Here is a 19,789-nt window from a genome sequence, read left to right as displayed (position 1 = left end):
TTTTATGAGTTGTTCTCAATCCTCACATATTGTTCAATCAACTTGTGCATACTGTGGTGTAGGTTGTGGTATTGATATTACCGTTAACAATGGCAAGGCCAGTGCATTAGTCGGCACTATAGAGCACCCAGCCAACTTTGGACAACTGTGCGTTAAAGGTACCAATTTATTAGCCACCACAGATTTAACCAACCGCTTGCTTGAGCCACAAATAAATAATAAAACGGTTGATTGGTCAACGGCGACAAATCATGTTGCGGATAAATTAACACAAATTATTAAAGAGCATGGCCCTGATGCCGTGGCTTTTTATGTCTCAGGACAGCTACTGACTGAAGATTATTATCTGGCGAATAAATTAATGAAAGGCTATATAGGTTCAGCTAATATTGATACCAATTCACGCCTTTGCATGTCTTCAGCGGTTGCCGCTTATAAGCGCAGTTTCGGTGAAGACGTTGTACCATGTAGCTATGACGATTTAGACAGCACAGAGCTGTTATTAATTACCGGCTCAAATGCCGCTTGGACTCACCCGGTATTATTTCAACGTATTGAACGTGCTAAAAAACGTAATCCAGCGATGAAAATTGTGGTTATTGACCCGCGTAAAACCGCAACCTGTCAAATAGCTGATTATTTTTTACCAATAAAGCCTGGCACTGACGCAGCCTTTTTTAACGGTCTATTAAATTATTTAAGCACTAACAATGGCTTAAATAATGACTATATCGAGCAACATACCCAAGGTTTCGAACAAGCTTTATTAGCAGCAAAAAAATGGTCACTCGCTGAAGTATCAGACTATTGCGATCTTGACCAACAAACCCTTGCCAGTGTCTATCAACTATTTGCCAACACTGAAAAAGTACTCAGCTTTTATTCCATGGGCATCAACCAGTCAAACTCAGGCACGGATAAGTGTCAAAGCATTATTAATTGTCATTTAGCCACCGGAAAAATAGCCAAAGACGGTTGTGGACCTTTTTCTATCACAGGTCAACCCAACGCTATGGGCGGTAGGGAAGTGGGAGGTTTATCTAATCAATTAGCCGCTCATATGGATATTGAAAACCCTGAACACCGCTCAACAGTGCAACGTTTTTGGCAATCCCCCACTATCGCTGTTAAAGCAGGTTATAAGGCGGTTGATCTGTTTGACGCTATCGATGAAGGTAAAATAAAAGCGGTCTGGATAATGGCAACTAACCCGATGGTAAGCTTGCCCGACGTTAAAAAAATAGCCCAAGCATTAAATAAATGTGAATATGTTGTGGTCTCAGACTGTGCTGAAAACAATGATACGTTAGACTTTGCTGATGTAAAACTACCGGCAACGCCATGGCTAGAAAAAAACGGTACCGTTACCAACTCAGAGCGCCGAATTTCGCGCCAAACTAATGCTATAGCTCCGAGCGGACAAGCAAAGCACGACTGGCAAATTATTGCGGACGTTGCCACGGCCATGGGTTTTTCAGGCTTTAACTATTCACACGTTAGTGAGGTATTTAGAGAATTCGCTCAATTGTCAGGTTTTGAAAACAATGGCAAACGTGTCTTTGATATTTCTGCATTTTCAGCCATTACTCCACGACAGTATAACCGTTTAAAGCCTCTGCAGTGGCCCGTTAATGATACCTATCCTGAAGGTAAAAAACGTGTTTATGAAGAGGGGAAGTTTTCTACCCCTTCAGGTAAAGCTGTCTTTTTTCCTATTACGCCACGCCAGCCAACTCAAAAATTATCCGCTAAATTTCCCTTTAGGTTAAACAGTGGTCGATTAAGAGATCAATGGCATACGATGTCTAGAACCGGTAAATCTCCTCAGCTCACCGCTCATACCGATAAATGTTACCTTTATATTAATCCTGATGACGCGGCGCGATTAAGCATAATAGATGATGAAATAGTCAATATTTCATCAGAAACAGGGCAAGCAAAAGTGCATGCAAAGTTAGATAAAAACCAACGTTCTAATGAATGTTTTATGCCTATTCATTGGAATAAGCAATTTGCGTCTAGCGCAAATGTTAACAACTTGTATGCGAGCATTACCGACCCATTTTCTGGTCAACCTGAAATAAAGCATGGGGCGATAGCATTAAGCAAAACAGACTTTACCCAGTTTGGTCAACTTCATCTTAGCGAAGAATTTATCGTGCAATGCAAAATGAGTAATGACTTTTGGAATAAAGCACGCACCCATTATGGCCTCAGTTATCAATTTGCTAATATTGAATTTGAAAATGACCTTTTAAATTGGTGTCAAACAAGCAGCCATATATCTGGTGAGTGGCACCAATTTAGCCAAGCAGGCACCTCTTACATTATTTGCTTACAAGCCAATAAATTAGTTTTCTTGTGTTATGTGTCAACAACACAGCCCCGTATTGAAAGCGCATGGCTTAATTATGCTTTTGGTCAGTCATCTTTAAGCGAAGCCAATATTAAATCTTTACTCGCAGGGACTTCAAGTGAAGCGTTCGCCAAAGGTAAACAAATTTGCAGCTGCTTTAATATTGGTGAAAAAGACATTGTAGGCGCCATTAAAGGCGGCTGTAGTTCTGTTGAACAATTAGGAGAGGGGTTAAAATGTGGCACAAACTGTGGTTCATGTAAATCAGAATTAGCTGCATTACTTAGTGAACATCACATCGATAAAGCCACATTAATTAACAGCTCCTGGGAAGAATAATGGATAGTGCTTGCCAGTAAATGTAAAGCTTGCGAGCACTAGTAGATTATAATATGACATTTTAGCTATTATTAGATAAAATGTCGGCAGACTTAAATAAACTGGCGATGGTCAGTTGTGCCTAAATATGAAATATAATGCCAATTCAAACACCTGCTAAACGCCCAAATACCTTTTTAGAACTCCTTTATAATATTGCTATTCCATCGATTATTTTAATGAAACTTTCGACAGATGAGTATTTAGGCACTGTACCAGCCTTAATTGTCGCTTTATTGTTTCCACTCGGTTATGGCTTGTATGATTTCATTAAAAACAAGTCGATGAATTTTATTTCCTTATTAGGATTTTTCAGTACTTTGTTAACGGGTGGCATAGGCTTATTTGAACTGGACGTTGAATGGCTCGCTATTAAAGAAGCTGCCATCCCATCTGTTATCGGCATAGTTGTCTTGATATCTGGTTTTTGGGGAAAACCCTTAATTGCTAAAATATTGTTAAATCCACTGTTATTTAATTTAGATTTAATCTATCAAACGCTAGCAAGCAAAAACAAAACGGATCAGTTTAAAGCAAGAATTCAGTCGGCAAATCATCTTTTAGCTTCAACCTTTGTTTTTTCTGCCACGATGAATTACCTATTAGCTAAATGGATTGTTATTAGCCCCGCTGGCACAGTAGAGTTTAATGAGCAACTTGGCGAAATGACATTGTTAAGTTACCCCGTGATTGCGATACCTTCAATGGTGATGCTAATTGCAATTATGTTCTATGTGGTAAAAAGTACGATGAAATTAACAGATTTAACGTTAGAAAAAATATTAAACGGTGAGAAATAACCCCCTAATTACCGATTAATTATAGACGGATGTAAATGGCTAACGCTCGACCTACCCCGTCTATTTTTAATAAAGTCAATTTTTGTGTTGCTCAGTTAATAACCCTATACTATTTTTCTTTAGTCATTAACCATTCAGACAATAACCTCACCCCAAAGCCTGTACCGCCGGTGGGTACTTCATCTTTTGCTTTACTGCTAAGGGCATTACCAGCAATATCAAGATGAGCCCATCGTACATCACCAACAAAGTACTGGAGAAAACTGGCTGCTGTGGTTGCACCTGGTCCACCTGAACCAGTATTCTTTAAATCAGCAATGTCCGTTTCAAGCATATCTTTATACCCTAGCGGTAATCGCCATAAATTTTCATTCACTTGTTTACCTGCAAAGGTTAATTCGGTAACTAACGCTTCGTCATCTGAGAATAAACCAGCATAACGATCACCTAATGCTCGAACTTTTGAGCCCGTTAAAGTAGCTAAATCTATCATGATTTCTGGCTTATAGTATTGACGCGCATACCAAAGTGCATCAGATAAAACCAAGCGCCCTTCTGCATCTGTATTAACCACCTCTACCGTTAGCCCTTCTGCTGTTTTAACGACATCACCAGGTGCTATAGAAAATTGAGAGACCATATTAGCCGCCATCCCCATGACAGCAACAACATTCACTTTAGCTTTATTTAAAGCAAGTCCCTTAATAGTCCCTAAGGCTGCCGCTGCACCAGCCATATCCGACTTCATTCGGGCAATAGATGCGCCTGTTTTAATACTATAGCCACCAGAGTCAAAGGTAATACCTTTTCCCACTAAAGCGATCGGTGTCTCATTGTTGCCTTGATAATGAGCAACAACTAAACGTGCCCCTTCTTTACTACCACGACCAACAGCCTCAAGTGCTCCCATACCTAATTTTTTAATCTGTTTAGGTGTTAACACTTTTATTTCAACACCGAGTTTTTTTAACTCTTTTGCCGCATTAGCGAAATCAACAGGTGTCATCTCTGTGGGTACTTCACTGGTTAAATCACGCGCTAAAAATACACCTTGCTCGATATTAGCTAATGGAGCATACGCGGCTTGAGCTTGCTCACCATTTTCAACATCAAACATAAACGTTTTTTCACTACGCTTTTCATTGTGATATTGCTCAAAACGATGAGCGCGTAAACTTACACCATGTGCCAATAAAGATGCTGCAGTATTGCTAGACACTAAATCATCAGTTGATACTTTAATAACCTTAGTTAATTTAGTGTCTAATTTAGCCAATAAATTACCACCCAAAGCGGTCAACTTATCTTTACTCAGTTGTGCTTGTGGCCCTGTTCCAACAATTAAAATACGGTCATAATGTAAACCATAAGGTGCAACGACTTGTAAAAAACTACCGTATTCACTGCTAAAATCTTCTGCTTTCACTGCTTTACTTAAGTGACCTTTACTTTCTTTATCGAATGCAGAGAAGTCACTATTTTTTCCCTCTTTTGTATGAAAGATAACTAAGGTATCTGCAACTGTTGTAACAGAATCTGCAAAAGTTATTGTTTCTGCCAGTACCGTTGTACTAGCAAGCATAGCGCCTAAAACAACTGAACTGGTGGTACGTTTTAACAACATAAAAACCTCTATTTGATGGGTAATAAGAATAATATCAATATATACGACAATAGAAGTCGTATTAGTTCAATGACTATTTCAAAGGAAATATCTTTATAATATATGATCTTATAGTGATCAATTAATTATTATTAAAGATTAATATCATTGATTTTTTATCTGGTATTTAATAAAAAACATTATCAATGTATGTCTTTTTAAAAATGGTGTTAATTACCTATATTTAGGGTGGTATAAACGTTTATACTTTCTTGCTATTAATATAGCACTTGGATTTAACATGATTGATTTTCGCTCTGACACCGTAACAAGACCCTCCTTTAAAATGCGTAATGCAATGTCACAGGCAGAGGTCGGTGATGATGTTTATGGTGACGACCCAACCGTAAACGAATTAGAGCAATGGTCTGCCAAACGTCATGGCTTTGATGCTGCACTCTTTTGTAGCTCAGGGACACAAGCAAATCTACTCGCCTTAATGGCACACTGCCAGCGAGGTGACGAGTATTTGTGTGGCCAACAAGCCCACAACTACAAATTTGAAGGTGGTGGTGCTGCAGTACTAGGGTCAATTCAACCACAACCGATAGAAAATGAGAAAGATGGCACCCTTTGCTTAACTAAGCTTGCCCAAGCAATTAAACCTGATGATTCGCATTTTGCTCACACAAAACTGGTTAGCATTGAAAATACCATTAACGGTAAAGTACTGCCGTTACACTATTTAGCAGAACTGCGCGAGTTTGTTAATAAGCATCAATTAAGCTTACATTTAGATGGTGCACGCGTATACAACGCTGCGACCGCATTAGACGTAGATATTACTGAGATAGCCCAATATTTTGATAGCATGTCAATTTGTTTATCTAAAGGCTTAGGCGCACCAATTGGCTCATTATTGCTAGGTTCAACGCAAATCATAAAGCAGGCAAGAAGATGGCGAAAAGTGCTTGGTGGTGGAATGCGTCAAGCGGGTATTCTCTGCGCAGCCGCTAAAATAGCATTAACCGAAAATGTTGAAAAACTTAAAATTGACCACGAAAATGCTTATTACTTGGCAGAGCAACTTAATAGCATTAGCGGATTTACCGTTAATGTAGAGCAAGTCACCACTAACATGGTCTTTGTAAAGGTTAACAGATCTATCGATATTAATGCCATGGCTAATGCGCTAAAAACAAAGAACATTATAATATCACCCAGTGAAAACATGCGCTTGGTAACCCACTTAGATATTAGTAAAACAGATATCGATAGCTTTATTGCAGCCGTAAAAAATCAATTAACAAGCGTAGGTTAAATTTTTTAACTAAAAAATAAATATAATGCTATTCGCATTCGATTATTTTTTAGTTATTTCTACTCGATATATTAAATAATTGATATACGAAAAATCAAATTGATAAGTTTCTCAGAAGCCTGATTAAGAAAAATGATGATTCATATTAGTTGCAGTAATATCATACTTTTTACCATAGGAACTGAGAAAGTCTGAATTACCCGATTCTTTGCCACCACCAACCTTTTCAAAAACACCATAACTGTCTAATGCGCCATCGGTATCGGTATTAAAACCAAAACACCATCAGCTGTAAGGTGTCATTTAAACCAATAATACTATTATCACTGGTATTCATCCAGAGGTATTACTCTAAAATCGATTAAGCCCGCAAAACTACGCAATGAACAAGCAAGTGCTTACACTACAAAAACATATTGACCCTTTTTAATGAATGGGATGGTTTCATAATACAACACATTGATTTCTGTTTTTTTGATTAAATAAATCTTATTACTAATAGATGTTTCGAAAAAAACTAAGATAGATTTAAACAATAAATAAATTTCATCTCATTTAAAACAGCAAACTAAAACAGCAAACTAAAACATTAAATTGTCAAAAGTAATTATTCTATGATTTTTATACCACTTATTTCTCTGTAAATTTACATTACATTATAAAATTCATTTGCAAACGGCAAAGAAAATAAGTCTATTTAAGGCAACATCTTAAATTTATTTTGTGCATAATAACGCTTCTGCACTTTTAACATCGAGCCATTATATGAAAAACAATATAGTTGACTTACAAGGTAAGCTAAACGCATTACTGCTTTCTTATCGTGATAGCTTTGTCGAGGGCGCAGTAGCCGATTATATTCCTGCTCTTGCTAGCGTAAAAGCCGACTCTGCCGGCATCGCAGTCGCTACCATTAACGGAAAAACAATTGGCGCCGGTGATTATCAGCACGCTTTTTCTATTCAAAGTATTTCAAAAGTATTTGGTTTAGTGATGGCCATGAATCGCCTAGGTGATTCTTTGTGGCAACGTGTGAGAATGGAGCCTTCAGGTCAACCTTTCAATTCTATTATTCAGTTGGAGTGGGAAAAAGGTATTCCTAGAAATCCGGTAATAAATGCGGGTGCTTTATTAGTGGCTGACGTATTAACCAGTCATTACTCAGCAAGTAAGTTGGCTTTTTTAGGCTTTGTTAGGAAGCTAGCAAACAATGAAGACATTCGTGTTGACCTTGAAGTTTATCAATCTGAATTCACCCATGGTAATCGTAATGCCGCCCTAGCCTACTTAATGAAAAGCTTTGGTAATATTGAAGCCGAAATTCCTGATGTACTCAGCCATTATTTTACTCAGTGTTCAATTAGCATGAGTTGCGAGCAGCTCGCGCAAAGTTTACTATTTTTAGCCAACAAAGGTGTCGACCCATTAACAAAACAGGTTATTTGTAGTCCAAAAGATGCACATCGCGTTAATGCAATATTATCAACCAGTGGTATGTATGATCAATCTGGTGAGTTCGCTTTTTCTGTCGGTTTACCCGCTAAAAGTGGTGTGGGTGGTGGTTTAATTGCTATCGTGCCAAATTATGGCGTGATCTGTACATGGAGCCCACCGTTAAACAGTTTTGGTAATTCTGTTGTTGGTATGAAGTTAGTAGAAGGTATTGCAGAAGAATTAGGCTTATCTATTTACCATTAATCGCTGGCATCAGCTATTTGTGTCTTAAATACCTAGGTTAACTAAAAGCAGCACGTTTCTAGTTAAAAACGGCTGCTCAAAGTCACTTATTGTGCAAGTATATAATTATTGTTGAAAACGATAAACTGCACCTAAAGATAAGATTTGTGAAAGTTCATCTAATGCCGTGCGCGACTCAATAATTAATTGTGGGTCTCGTAAATCATCTATGACTAATTTGTCGCGATAATGACAATTAACCCAAGTCACTAATCGGTTATATAATGCTGGTGTTAGCAAGCAGTCAGGATTAACCCCAAGTAACTCTTGCTCGGTGAGCGCAACTCTTAGTCGTAAACATGCCGGACCACCACCATTTTTCATACTTTCATTGACATCAAAAAACTCAACATGATTTATTGGGTTATCACCGGCAATTAATGTTTGTAGGTAATGATTAACCTGACTATTTTCCCGACAATGCATCGGGGCAATAATAGCCATAGAATTATCAGCTAATGTGACAATTTGAGTATTAAATAAATAGGTATTAACCGCCGCTTCAATCGACACTTGCTCGGTTGAAACTTCAAGAAAGTGCAGCTTTTCGCCGTTATACTTTCGAGTAACTTCGGCTTTGAATTCTGCCGTATTTAAATATGCTTGCTCATGGTAAAGAAAAACATTCTGGTTACCGACGGCAATCACGTCATTATGAAAAACACCTTGATCGATAATATCGGGGTTTTGTTGAACAAAAACAGCTTTATCTTCAGAAAGGCCATGTAATCTTGCGATCGCCTGACTAGCCTCCAACGTTTGACGAGCAGGAAACTTAACGGGTGCTGGTTTATTTCGATTAAAAGCATAACGACCATAAGTAAAGATCTCTATACCGCCATCTCCATAGCCTTCACATAATCGCGTATGGTTAGCAGCCCCTTCATCACCAAAGTGTTCATTATCGTTAAGGTGCTGATGATGCTGAAAATACTTATCATCGTTGAACATAGCTTTAAGGATTTTGCTGGTCGTTTCAGGTTCGAGTGAGCGATGAAACTTATTCGCTAAATTAGCTGAGGTAAAATGGACCTTTTTATCAACCGTATCCGCTGATGGAGAAACGGTTGCCGCATTGGCTGTCCACATCGTTGATGCAGAACAACAGGCGGCGAGTAGTGTTGGCGAAGCTTCATAAGCTGCTGACAATATTTGTGCATTGCTGCCGTGAAAGCCCAACCTTTTAAGTGTATATAGGTCAGGACGTTCTTGAGGGGCAAATACACCTTGTTTTAACCCCATATCGTGCAACGCTTTCATTTTTTTCAGACCTTGCAAGGCTGCTTCTTTAGGGTTTGAGCTGTTATTGGTATTTGATAATGAGGCAACATTCCCTTCAGAAAGACCCGCATAATTATGGGTTGGGCCCACTAAACCATCAAAATTCACTTCAAAACTTTTCATTATTACCTCAACTTTTTAATTTTTTTAACAATATAATAAAATACGCACCAATCAAAATATTGATCATCAATATATAAAACTTTTATATTAACGTTTAATTTATCAATAGTAATAGCGCCATAACTGAACATAACCTGCAACGATATATAATGTAAATAAAGCGTATAAGATATAAATATCATAAGGGCTATAAGCCCGAAAACACTTATTAATTGTATAAAAATTGATAGATGAAAAAAGTTAACCTATCAGATGAATTTATCTCGTTTGCTGTGACTGACGAATCAATTTACGATGCATTTGTATTTTGAATCTTCCCCGATTCTTTAATAGTACTGCTTATATTGTTAAATTGTTTCATTTTAAGGACATCATTTGATGTCCTTTTTTTTAGCTTTTTTTTAGCTAGGCAATTAAATAAGCTAACTTTTATAAAATGGATCTTACTTACTGTGCCTAGCGAATAAATTTCTAACGAATGAGTATTATTGATCTCAATTATACTGAATACTGACACTTGCTAATAATTTTACAACGCCCTTGATTACACTATGTTGATTGGTAAAAAATACCTTTTTAATAGCATGATTTATTCCCATTTAATTTTATAGGTGAAAAATATTGATCCATCGAATGAATTTATCTCGTTTGCTGTGCCTAATAAATCAATTTACGATGCAGTTGTTTGTTGAGTCGCTCTAATAATAATTTATAGATTCTTTAAAACACCTGTTTGTATTGCTAAACTGCTACATTTAAGGACATCATTGATGTCCTTTTTTTCTGCTTATAATTCTATAAACAGATTGTTCTTATAGTGCAAATGAACCAACATGGTGCAAACCAAAAAAAACGGCCGCTTTACAAAAAAAGTATTAACAATAATATCAACTAGTTACACTTTGGTATAACTATTGCTATTACTATCTGTCTTCATCAATTTATTTTACTCACATGCCTATTCAAACACCCATCCGTGGTTTACGGTCATTCTGCGTGGCTTCAAAATGTTTAAGCTTCAAACATGCTGCCGCACAATTGTTTTTAACACCTTCAGCGGTTAGCCATCAAATAAAACAGCTAGAGGAACAATTAGGTTTTGACCTCTTTAAAAGAGGAACACGTTCAATAGAGCTAACCAGTTCAGGGAAACAGTTTTATCAATCTATTCAACCGATAATTCATCAGCTTGAATCAACAATTTCGGAGTTCACTCATAATCAACAAAATAAAACTATTGTCATTAGTTTGCCTGAGTTTTTTGCCAGTGAGTTATTTATTCCCCAGTTAAGTACATGGTCTGAAAAAAATCCAGAAATAAACTTACAATTAGAAACGATAAAATCAGGCAGCGAACCCTCACAAATTGCTGACTTATCAATAGTATTGGCGAATGGCAAGCCAAATGCGAGTATTGTTCATGAATTATTCCCTGTGCGTTATACACCAGCTTGTAATAAAAAACTTTATAAAAAACTTAAAAGCATGGGGACTTCGGCATTAAGAAATACCCCACTGATTTTACATCGCTCTCGTCCTTGGTCATGGCATCAATGGGCCGACAACGTCAATATTAATGATTTTGATCCAAAACAAATTATACAGTTTGACAGTATGTTTGGCGTTGCACGAGCGGCTCAACAAGGAATGGGCATAGCATTAGTGCCTCTTCCAATCAGTAAAACATGGTTTACTGAACAGTTATTAGTAAAACTCTTCGATGAAGAACTCAATACCAATGACAAATACTATTTGATCCAACATGAAAATATGGAAAATAAAACTGAGCTAACTTTATTTGCTGACTGGGTTAAAGAAACCTTCGCCAATAACAACGGATAACGATGCCAATGATGGATGAAATTTATTCACTCAATACGTCGATTTTAATCGTTTGTCTCGCGAGATGAAAATTTCTATAGTAGACCTGCATCAACTGGATGCGCTTTTAAATAGAGAGAAAAAAAATGAAAACTACATTAGCTTTATTAACCCCATTATTGATAACTTTACTAGTAAGTAACCCTGTATCAGCTTTTGAAAGTGACATCGCATTAAAAGTTGCGGTAGTTAAAGATACCAGAGGTACTCAAGATATTGTTAAAGGTAACTTTAATAAAAGCATTAAGAAACTCACTAAACGCCATCAAGATGAAAGTTCATATAACAGTCATATGAGTTTATGTGTTGCCTATTTGCAAGCAGATAATGCAGTACAGTCAGAGTCAGCATGTACTGCCGCAATCGACAGTATTGAAGCCATGAAGTTAAATAACACCAATGCACTTTACCTTAAGTCATTAAGTTACAGTAATCGTGGTATTTCAAGGTACAAAAACAATGATCTTAACGGTGCTTTAGCTGATTTAAACCAAGCGATATTAATTGATGAAAACACGATTACGTTAGGTAACTTAAAAATCATCAAGCAAAAAGCATATCGATTGGCATCACTTTCAAAAACGTCACCACTGATTGCAGATTAATCAATAACTTAATATTAGCTTATAGGAGATATAACATGATTAAACGAATGCTAAACAGTATTTTATCTTTTACGACTTTACTCATTAACATCAAGCACTTATCTGTTAGTCAGTGGGATGTTGAAGAAACAGAAAATAGCCAAAATTTTAACGAAATTCGACAACCAAGGTAGATGAATGGCTTATTTAATAAACAGTAGCAACGAAACCAGAAGATGCTAAATATTTAAGGGTATCAATGGCGTTGCTACTTTTCCACTCAGCTTACTCATAATATAAATACCAGTAGGTTAACCCTATTCAACTTACTACTCCCCCTAAGTAATATTTATCATCAAAGTAGAGTTTAATGAATTATATAAGTGTAATAGATAGATATCATGAATATCATAATGCTATTCATGAACTTATGGCGTCAATCGTCGCAGGAGCCTTTGATGAAAACTTTTTTAAAGATGAAACCCTGCTAAAAACTTCAATGAACTGGCTAACTAAACATTACCCTTTTATTGAGTTGATGTTCACTTTAGATAGCGATGGCGTTCAAAGTAGTAAAAATATTTCTAAGAAAAATAATATAAATAAAGGTATTGCCGAAGGCCTTGGGATAGACCGCTCTTATCGCCCCTATTATACAAAGGCAGATAAAAATAATACCATCATTGTTACTGAGCCTTATTTATCAACCTCTAGCCATAATCTATGTATTTCTACATCAATGAAATATGCTAATAAAAGTGGCGATGTTATTGGTGTATTGGTGATTGATATTAACTTAGCTCAAGCCATTGAATTTTTAATGGGTGATGTAAAAAGAAAAAAATTCCATCCTTTTTTCGTCAGTGTCTATTCATGTATTGTCGTTGGACTATTCTTTATTGTTGGTATTCTTTTATATTCTGCCGGTAGCGAAATAGTTAATTTATTACTCTCACCAACCCCTGAAGATCTACAAATAAAACCTTTTGGTATTATTATTTTTCTCACCTTAGCACTGGCCATTTTTGATTTAGGCAAAACAACGATAGAAGAAGAAGTATTAATGCAAAAAGATATATTACGCCATAGTTCAACAAGACGAACAATCACTCGATTTATTGCCACTATCTTAATTGCTGTTTCAATAGAAGCTTTATTGCTAATGTTTAAGTCAGTACTTGGCTCTCCTGAATATTTAGTTAATGCTGTTGCTATGATGGCTACTTCAGTTGGCCTACTTGTTGGGTTAGGCCTATATGTTTACCTTGGCGCAAAAGCAGAAACACTACTCAAAAAATAACGCTTTTCAGTGAAGATAATAAACAAAAAGATTACCTTAGTGTCTATTTCACTTAAATGGATGAAAATATTCACTGTTACTACTGTCAGAAGTTATTTAAGGTTTTACTAAAGTCATATCTATTTATCTTTAGCAATATTTTGCGTCATTAGTTAACCAAGAGTTCAAGCCCCTTAGTTATGATTTAATGACGTTAAAAATAAAAATATCGATGATTAATTCACTACAGGCTAGTCAAAATTGACTTCAGCGGGTAGAATCTAGCCCATCAATCTATTAAGAACGACGAGATGCATTCAGATGGGCAGAGCATACCAAAATCGCAAATTATCAATGGCGAAAACAGCAGGCGCAAAAACTAAAGTTTATTCAAAATACGGTAAAGCAATTTATGTAAGTGCCAAAGAAGGCGGTGTTGACCCAGATGGTAACCTAACACTACGTGGCTTAATCGATAGAGCTAAAAAAGATCAAGTACCTACTCACGTGATTGAAAATGCGATAAAGAAAGCATCGGGTGCTGGAGGCGAAGATTTTGTTGCCGCAAGGTATGAAGGTTTTGGTCCAGGTAACTGTATGGTTATTATTGATTGTTTAACGGATAACGGTAATAGAACGATTAAAGATGTTCGCCAATGTTTTACCAAGACCTATTCTAAAATTGGTTCATCGGGCACCGTTTCTCACATGTTTAATCATCAAGCTGTCTTTGCTTTTCAAGGTGAAGATGATGAAACTGTTTTAGAAACCTTAATGATGGCTGACATTGATATAACAGATGTTGAACTTGAAGACGGTATCATTACTGTTTATGCACCACATACTGAGTTTTTCAAAATAAAAACTGAATTTGCTAATTCAATGCCAGAGTTTGATTTAGAAGTTGAAGAAATCACTTGGGTACCGCAAACCTACACTGAAATTACCGGTGAAGATGACACAGCAAATTTCGAGAAATTCATCGCTATGTTAGATGATTGTGATGATGTACAAAACGTTTATCATAATGCCGATATTGCAGAGTCGTAATCTGTAAGAGTATTAAGTTCAGGATGTATTTTCTCAGGCATCCTGTTTTTACCATATCAGTACGTATCAACCTTACAGGATAATCGATGTTAAAGGGTACCGCCCCTTTATTTAGCCAGTTTTTCCATCATCACGTTTACCGCGTCTAAATGCTCAGGGTTGTTATGACACATTCCTTGAAATACCGCACAAATGTCAAGAAAGTCTGGTAAGTCAGTACGTTGTGCCATTTTCATTAACCGCTTAGTTAAACGCATTGCCGCCGTTGGTTTACTGGCAATATCATTTGCTAAAGCCATAACGTTATCCATTAAACACTCAGCATCAACAACATTTAACACCACCCCCATTTCTTTCGCTTCATCAGCATTAATTATTCTGCCTGTAAAAGTTAACTCCGCGGCTTTTTGATAACCAATAACACGCTGCATAAACCATGCACCACCGTCACCTGGAATAAGACCTAAGTTAGCAAAGGTTTCGCCAAACTTAGCTTTTGTTGAGGCGATTCTGATATCACACATATTAGCAACATCGAAACCGGCACCGATTGCAGCGCCATTAACAGCAGCAATGATAGGGACTTCACATTTATGTAATGCTAGTGGAATACGCTGTATTCCTTGACGATAACGAGCTTCAAGTTCTTGTACGTCACCAGCAAAATCACCACCACGTTCAGCCATATCTTTAATATTTCCCCCCGATGAAAACGCAGAGCCGGCACCGGTAATAATCAGCACAGCCACAGTAGACGTTTTATTAACCCATTCGACGGTGGTAACAATATCATCAGCAATTGTGGTACTTGTTAGCGCATTACGCACGTCATGGCGATTGAAGGTTAGCGTAGCAATATTATTATCTAGTGCGAGTAGACAGTCAGTTAATTGGGGAAGATTTTCTTTCATCATTGTTTCTCATCAAGTTTGACTTGTTGCCAATATTCTTCAAGTTTTACTAGCGAATGTTGTTCAAATTCTACGCCAGAGCTTGCCACTTGTTTTTCAACACCATGAAACCGTTTTGTAAATTTCTGATTTGCTTGGCGTAATAACTGCTCAGGATCTTGTTTGGCATGGCGACAAAGATTGACAACGGCAAACATTAGGTCACCTAACTCTTCAGCGAGCGCTTGCGGATTATTTTGCTCAATTTCAAGATGAACTTCTTCGACTTCTTCGACAACCTTAGCAAAGACATCTTCAATATTATGCCAGTCAAAACCAGCATGTGCGCAGCGTTTTTGAATTTTAGCGGCTTGAGAAAGTGCGGGTAAGTTTCGCGGGATATCGGCTAAAATACTGATGTGTTCGTTGAGGTTTTTTTGTTGTCTTTCTTGCGCTTTTTCATTTTCCCAATTGGCATTAATTTCTGCATCAGATGTTAGATTTTTATCGCCAAAGACATGAGGGTGTCGACGAATGAGTTTCTCACAAATGGCCGCGACGACACTGTCAAAATCAAATTGTTTTTGTTCTTGCCCGAGCTGACTATAGAAAACAATCTGAAATAACAAATCACCTAATTCTTTTTCTAATTCTGAGAAGTCTTGCTGTTCAACAGCGTCAATGACCGCATCAGCAACTTCATAGGCTTCTTCAATGGTATGCGGTACTATCGAAACAAAGTCTTGTTTGATGTCCCACGGACAACCTGTTTTAGGGTCGCGTAACTCGGTCATGATCCAACGTAGCTTATTCATTGAGGCTTGTTCAGTTAACATATTTATACATTTTCCATAAAGTAGATAAAATACAACTAGAGTCGCTTAACTTCTAATACATCATCAAGTTGAAGTAATTTGCCAATTAAACGTCCTAATATTTCATTATTTGGAATTTCAATATTTAACAACATAGCGACTGTTTGCTTGCTTGGATCAGAACGGCTTTCCATGCCAACAATACTAACGCGTTCATTGGAAACAATCGTAGAAATATCACGCACTAAACCTTGACGGTCACTCGCTATAACTTTCACTGTTGCTAAATAGCTCTGTTGATTCTGTTCACCCCACTGTAATTCTACTTCTCGTTCAGGTTGCTGAGCTAGCGCATTCGCTAATTGGTCACAATCATTACGATGTACCGAGATACCCCGTCCCTGAGTAATAAAGCCAGCAATATCATCGCCTGGCACCGGATGACAACATTTGGCCATATGCGTTAATAAATTACCGACGCCCGAAACCGTAATACCATTAATATCGGCTTGAAATTTTTGTTGTGCCTGTTGAGGTTTGACTAAACTTTGTGGGTCAAGCTCCACCGGTGGTTTGTTTTTCTCGTCGTGATATTGCAAATGATTAATCACTTGCATCAAACGGGCATTACCTGAACCAATAGCTGCATATAAATCATCAATCGATTTTATATTAAAGCGCCTACTCGCTAACATTAAATCAGTATCGGTTAAATCGATTTTAGATAATTCTGTCTCTAACTGTTCTTTACCTATGGCAATATGTTTGTCACGGTCGAGTAATCTAAAAAAATGTTGAATTTTTGACCGTGTTCTTGGTGCATGGGTATAATGCAGATTAGGGTTTAACCAATCACGACTTGGGTTAGGTGTTTTACTGGTTAATACTTCGACTTGATCGCCTGTTTTTAAGCGGTAAGTAAAAGGTACAATGCGTCCAGAGACTTTCGCGCCGATGCAACAATGACCTACATTTGAATGAATATAATAAGCAAAATCTAAAGGTGTAGAGCCGGCAGGTAAATCAATAACATCGCCATTAGGTGTAAATACATAAATACGGTCTTCAAAGACCTGACTACGTAATTCATCGAGTAAATCGCCACTTTCGCTGACGTCATCTTGCCATTGTAAAATTTTTCTTAGCCAGCTAACTTTTTCATCAAAGCCAGTTTTTTTATCTGTGTTTTTACTGCCAGTACTGCCTTCTTTATAACGCCAATGAGCCGCAACCCCCATTTCTGCATCATCGTGCATTTGCTGAGTTCTTATTTGTACTTCTACTGATTTTCCCTCTGGGCCTAATACAACCGTATGAATCGATTGATAACCATTAGGTTTTGGTGTGGCGACATAATCATCAAATTCGTTAGGTAAATGCTGCCAGCTGGTATGAACTATACCTAATGCCCCATAGCAATCTTGAAGTTTATCAACAACAACCCTCACGGCTCTAACATCAAAAAGTTGTTCAAAATCAAGCGACTTTTGCTGCATTTTTTTCCAAATGCTAAAAATATGCTTGGGCCGACCATATACTTCACCGGCAATATTTAAATCATTTAATTGCCCACTAAGATTACTCACAAAATTAGCCATATATTGTTCACGGTCTAAGCGTTTTTCATCTAATTGTTGCGCTATATTTTTATACACCTTGGGATGAAGGTAGCGAAAGGAAATATCTTCAAGCTCCCACTTTAGTTGTCCAATGCCTAATCTATTCGCGAGTGGTGCATAAATATTGGCGGTTTCTTTGGCAGCTAAAACTCGCGTTTCTTCATCGGCATTTTTTACCAGCCTTAAGTAACAGACTCGCTCAGCAAGTTTAATAACGACCGCACGGACATCGTCAACCATGGCAACTAACATCTTACGAATATTATCAACTTGATTGGCCGACACTTGATTAGATTGGCCTTGCTGTAATGTCTTTATCGCTTGCATTTGGCTAACGCCATTACATAAATTAAGAATTTTCTTAGAGAAATTTTCTTCTATATATTCTAATGATATGCATTGGTATTCATATAACGGCAGTAAAAATGCAGCACATAAAGAATCGCGATCTAAATTCAAACTGGCAAGGATCTCAACCATCTCTAAAGACTTAGTCTGGCATTCTTGCTGGTCAACATAAAAATCACTGACTTGTTGCCAAAGCTTTTCAAGTGCTTGATTTTTTTGTTCACTAAGCTCCAATGAACTTAACCATTGCTCAAAATTTATTTCCGATATTTGATGAGATTTACGTACCGAAACCATAAAAATAACCTACTAAATTTTAGAAAAAAAATAAATGTCTACTTCACAAACAATACCATAGTCTCAATATGCTTTGTTTGAGAAAACATATCCATTAAGGATATTTTTTCAATACGATAACCCTGTGCTAGCAATAATTCACTATCTTTGGCTAAGGTTGCCGGATCACAACTGACATATAACACGCTATTAATATTTAAATGTACTAATTGTTGTAACGCTTGATAAGCGCCAGCACGCGCGGGATCTAATAGCAGCTTAGTATATTTTTTATTTGCCCAAGCTTCCTCTTTCCAATGACTATTTAAGTCAGCTTGATAAAACTCACAATTACTTAAACCATTTTGCAAAGCGTTTTTCTGCGCGTTGCTGACCATAAGTTCAACACCTTCAATACCCACAACTTGCGCAACTTTTTTAGCTATTGGTAAGCTAAAATTACCTAAACCACAAAATAAATCTAAAACAATATCTTGCTCGGTCAAGTTTAACCATTGAATAGCTTGATTTATCATGCTTTTATTAACTTGGTGGTTAACCTGAATAAAGTTGTCGCTACTAAAAGAAATAACAATATTGTCAACTAAACTATAGTGCAAACTAGTTAAAGTCGCTTTATCGAGCGTTACTACCTCTTTACCTAAATCAAAGAGAATATCACAAGAAAAATCATCACTGAATGCTTGCCAATGACTTTTATCTTGCTTGGTCAGCGGCTCTAACTGGCGCACGACTACCGTCACTTTTTCTGTGGCAATAACTTCAATATGACCAATAGCATTTTTACCTGATAATTTTTTTAGCAATGCTCTTAAGGGTAAAAAAATATTATTTACCGGCTCGACGAGTACAGGGCAACTTTTAATATTAATCAGCTGATTACTGCCCCGCTGTCTAAAACCAATAATGGCTTGGCCTGCTTTATTATATTGCACACCAATACGTGCCTTGCGGCGATAATGCCAAGGCTGGCTGACGATAGGCGCTTGCCAAGGCAGTGACTGTTCGTGGTTGCTTCGCGAAAATAAATCACTGACCTTCTGCTGCTTAAAATCAAGCTGATTACTAATGGCTAAATGCTGTAAATCACAGCCACCACAACTGAGAAAGTGTTGGCACTTAGCGGCAATACGTTGTTTATTAGCAACAGATACGTCAATTAACTTGCCACGACTATATTTGTTTTTTTGTTCAATAACCTTCACTTTCACAACTTCATCAGGTAAAGCACCATCAATAAATATAGGCTTTTTATTGTGTAAACCTACGCCACAGCCATTAATATCAAGACGAGTTACCTTAATGCTAACTTCTTGACCTAGTTCTTGTTTTTTAGCTGTTGCTTTGAAAAAATTCGCCATAACGAAATATACCTGTTAAGTGCTATAAATTTATATGACGATATGCCATGATAAGGTTATTCAATG

General features: G+C 37.1%; 15 protein-coding genes. 9 read left to right on the top strand and 6 right to left on the bottom strand.

All coding sequences use genetic code 11. The features are described 5' to 3' along the window. The first annotated feature begins 4 nt into the window (after positions 1 to 4). The gene (locus tag H4J67_RS01170; RefSeq protein WP_182202622.1) at positions 5 to 2,695 is read left to right on the top strand and encodes a nitrate reductase; all 2,691 of its coding nucleotides are present in this window, start codon (positions 5 to 7) and stop codon (positions 2,693 to 2,695) included. Positions 2,696 to 2,832: 137 nt separating this feature from the next. After that, entirely contained in the window at positions 2,833 to 3,534 is a 702-nt protein-coding gene (locus tag H4J67_RS01165; protein WP_182202620.1) for a VC0807 family protein, read from the top strand. Positions 3,535 to 3,643: 109 nt separating this feature from the next. On the opposite strand, the gene H4J67_RS01160 is transcribed toward H4J67_RS01165, so the two are convergent. Then, positions 3,644 to 5,158 carry a leucyl aminopeptidase gene (locus H4J67_RS01160; RefSeq protein ID WP_182202619.1) on the bottom strand — a complete coding sequence of 505 codons (1,515 nt, stop codon included), beginning with the start codon at positions 5,156 to 5,158 and terminating at the stop codon, positions 3,644 to 3,646. Positions 5,159 to 5,420: 262 nt separating this feature from the next. On the opposite strand from H4J67_RS01160, the gene ltaE reads away from it, so the two are divergent. Both ltaE and glsB read left to right on the top strand, forming a co-directional pair. Beyond that, positions 5,421 to 6,458 carry a low-specificity L-threonine aldolase gene (ltaE, locus tag H4J67_RS01155; RefSeq protein WP_310650679.1) on the top strand — a complete coding sequence of 346 codons (1,038 nt, stop codon included), beginning with the start codon at positions 5,421 to 5,423 and terminating at the stop codon, positions 6,456 to 6,458. A gap of 765 nt (positions 6,459 to 7,223) precedes the next feature. Beyond that, entirely contained in the window at positions 7,224 to 8,156 is a 933-nt protein-coding gene (gene glsB / locus H4J67_RS01150; RefSeq protein ID WP_182176221.1) for a glutaminase B, read from the top strand. 105 nt (positions 8,157 to 8,261) lie between these two features. On the opposite strand, the gene astB is transcribed toward glsB, so the two are convergent. Beyond that, entirely contained in the window at positions 8,262 to 9,599 is a 1,338-nt protein-coding gene (gene astB / locus H4J67_RS01145; RefSeq protein WP_182202617.1) for an N-succinylarginine dihydrolase, read from the bottom strand. A gap of 960 nt (positions 9,600 to 10,559) precedes the next feature. Between astB and H4J67_RS01140 the strand changes: the two genes are divergently transcribed. From H4J67_RS01140 to H4J67_RS01120, 5 genes are all read left to right on the top strand, one after another. Further along, on the top strand, positions 10,560 to 11,441 hold the full coding sequence (locus tag H4J67_RS01140; protein ID WP_310650680.1) for a LysR family transcriptional regulator: 882 nt from the start codon (positions 10,560 to 10,562) through the stop codon (positions 11,439 to 11,441). 125 nt (positions 11,442 to 11,566) lie between these two features. Then, entirely contained in the window at positions 11,567 to 12,085 is a 519-nt protein-coding gene (locus H4J67_RS01135) for a hypothetical protein (protein WP_182176224.1), read from the top strand. A gap of 35 nt (positions 12,086 to 12,120) precedes the next feature. Then, a complete protein-coding gene (locus H4J67_RS01130) occupies positions 12,121 to 12,258 on the top strand; it encodes a hypothetical protein (protein WP_182176225.1) in 138 nt (45 codons plus the stop codon). 176 nt (positions 12,259 to 12,434) lie between these two features. Beyond that, positions 12,435 to 13,364 (top strand): PDC sensor domain-containing protein, encoded by a 930-nt coding sequence (locus tag H4J67_RS01125; RefSeq protein WP_182176226.1) that lies wholly within the window; start codon positions 12,435 to 12,437, stop codon positions 13,362 to 13,364. Positions 13,365 to 13,664: 300 nt separating this feature from the next. Continuing rightward, positions 13,665 to 14,393 (top strand): YebC/PmpR family DNA-binding transcriptional regulator, encoded by a 729-nt coding sequence (locus H4J67_RS01120; protein ID WP_182176227.1) that lies wholly within the window; start codon positions 13,665 to 13,667, stop codon positions 14,391 to 14,393. Between the two features lie 107 nt (positions 14,394 to 14,500). Here H4J67_RS01120 and H4J67_RS01115 read toward each other — a convergent pair whose 3' ends face one another. From H4J67_RS01115 to rlmD, 4 genes are read right to left on the bottom strand one after another with little or no spacing between them, the layout of a single operon-like run. Beyond that, on the bottom strand, positions 14,501 to 15,307 hold the full coding sequence (locus H4J67_RS01115) for an enoyl-CoA hydratase-related protein (RefSeq protein ID WP_259368445.1): 807 nt from the start codon (positions 15,305 to 15,307) through the stop codon (positions 14,501 to 14,503). Then, the gene (mazG, locus tag H4J67_RS01110; RefSeq protein WP_182176228.1) at positions 15,304 to 16,119 is read right to left on the bottom strand and encodes a nucleoside triphosphate pyrophosphohydrolase; all 816 of its coding nucleotides are present in this window, start codon (positions 16,117 to 16,119) and stop codon (positions 15,304 to 15,306) included. The genes H4J67_RS01115 and mazG overlap by 4 nt, the downstream gene beginning before the upstream one ends. 35 nt (positions 16,120 to 16,154) lie before the next feature. Continuing rightward, complete coding sequence (gene relA, locus H4J67_RS01105) at positions 16,155 to 18,362, bottom strand: GTP diphosphokinase (protein ID WP_182202615.1); 2,208 nt, start codon at positions 18,360 to 18,362, stop codon at positions 16,155 to 16,157. 38 nt (positions 18,363 to 18,400) lie between these two features. After that, positions 18,401 to 19,723 carry a 23S rRNA (uracil(1939)-C(5))-methyltransferase RlmD gene (gene rlmD, locus H4J67_RS01100; protein WP_182176230.1) on the bottom strand — a complete coding sequence of 441 codons (1,323 nt, stop codon included), beginning with the start codon at positions 19,721 to 19,723 and terminating at the stop codon, positions 18,401 to 18,403. Positions 19,724 to 19,789 lie beyond the last annotated feature (66 nt).

The organism is Colwellia sp. BRX10-4 (genome assembly GCF_014077465.1).
GTDB lineage: Bacteria > Pseudomonadota > Gammaproteobacteria > Enterobacterales > Alteromonadaceae > Colwellia_A.
This window is presented reverse-complemented; position numbering and strand designations above follow the sequence as displayed.

Coding starts and splice junctions, on each gene's coding strand:
- H4J67_RS01130 (WP_182176225.1), top strand. CDS start 12,121: ATGATTAAACGAATGCTAAACAGTATTTTATCTTTTACGACTTTACTC.
- H4J67_RS01125 (WP_182176226.1), top strand. CDS start 12,435: ATGAATTATATAAGTGTAATAGATAGATATCATGAATATCATAATGCT.
- astB (WP_182202617.1), bottom strand. CDS start 9,599: ATGAAAAGTTTTGAAGTGAATTTTGATGGTTTAGTGGGCCCAACCCAT.
- rlmD (WP_182176230.1), bottom strand. CDS start 19,723: ATGGCGAATTTTTTCAAAGCAACAGCTAAAAAACAAGAACTAGGTCAA.
- H4J67_RS01120 (WP_182176227.1), top strand. CDS start 13,665: ATGGGCAGAGCATACCAAAATCGCAAATTATCAATGGCGAAAACAGCA.
- H4J67_RS01165 (WP_182202620.1), top strand. CDS start 2,833: ATGCCAATTCAAACACCTGCTAAACGCCCAAATACCTTTTTAGAACTC.
- H4J67_RS01160 (WP_182202619.1), bottom strand. CDS start 5,158: ATGTTGTTAAAACGTACCACCAGTTCAGTTGTTTTAGGCGCTATGCTT.
- H4J67_RS01135 (WP_182176224.1), top strand. CDS start 11,567: ATGAAAACTACATTAGCTTTATTAACCCCATTATTGATAACTTTACTA.
- H4J67_RS01115 (WP_259368445.1), bottom strand. CDS start 15,307: ATGATGAAAGAAAATCTTCCCCAATTAACTGACTGTCTACTCGCACTA.
- relA (WP_182202615.1), bottom strand. CDS start 18,362: ATGGTTTCGGTACGTAAATCTCATCAAATATCGGAAATAAATTTTGAG.
- glsB (WP_182176221.1), top strand. CDS start 7,224: ATGAAAAACAATATAGTTGACTTACAAGGTAAGCTAAACGCATTACTG.
- H4J67_RS01170 (WP_182202622.1), top strand. CDS start 5: ATGAGTTGTTCTCAATCCTCACATATTGTTCAATCAACTTGTGCATAC.
- mazG (WP_182176228.1), bottom strand. CDS start 16,119: ATGTTAACTGAACAAGCCTCAATGAATAAGCTACGTTGGATCATGACC.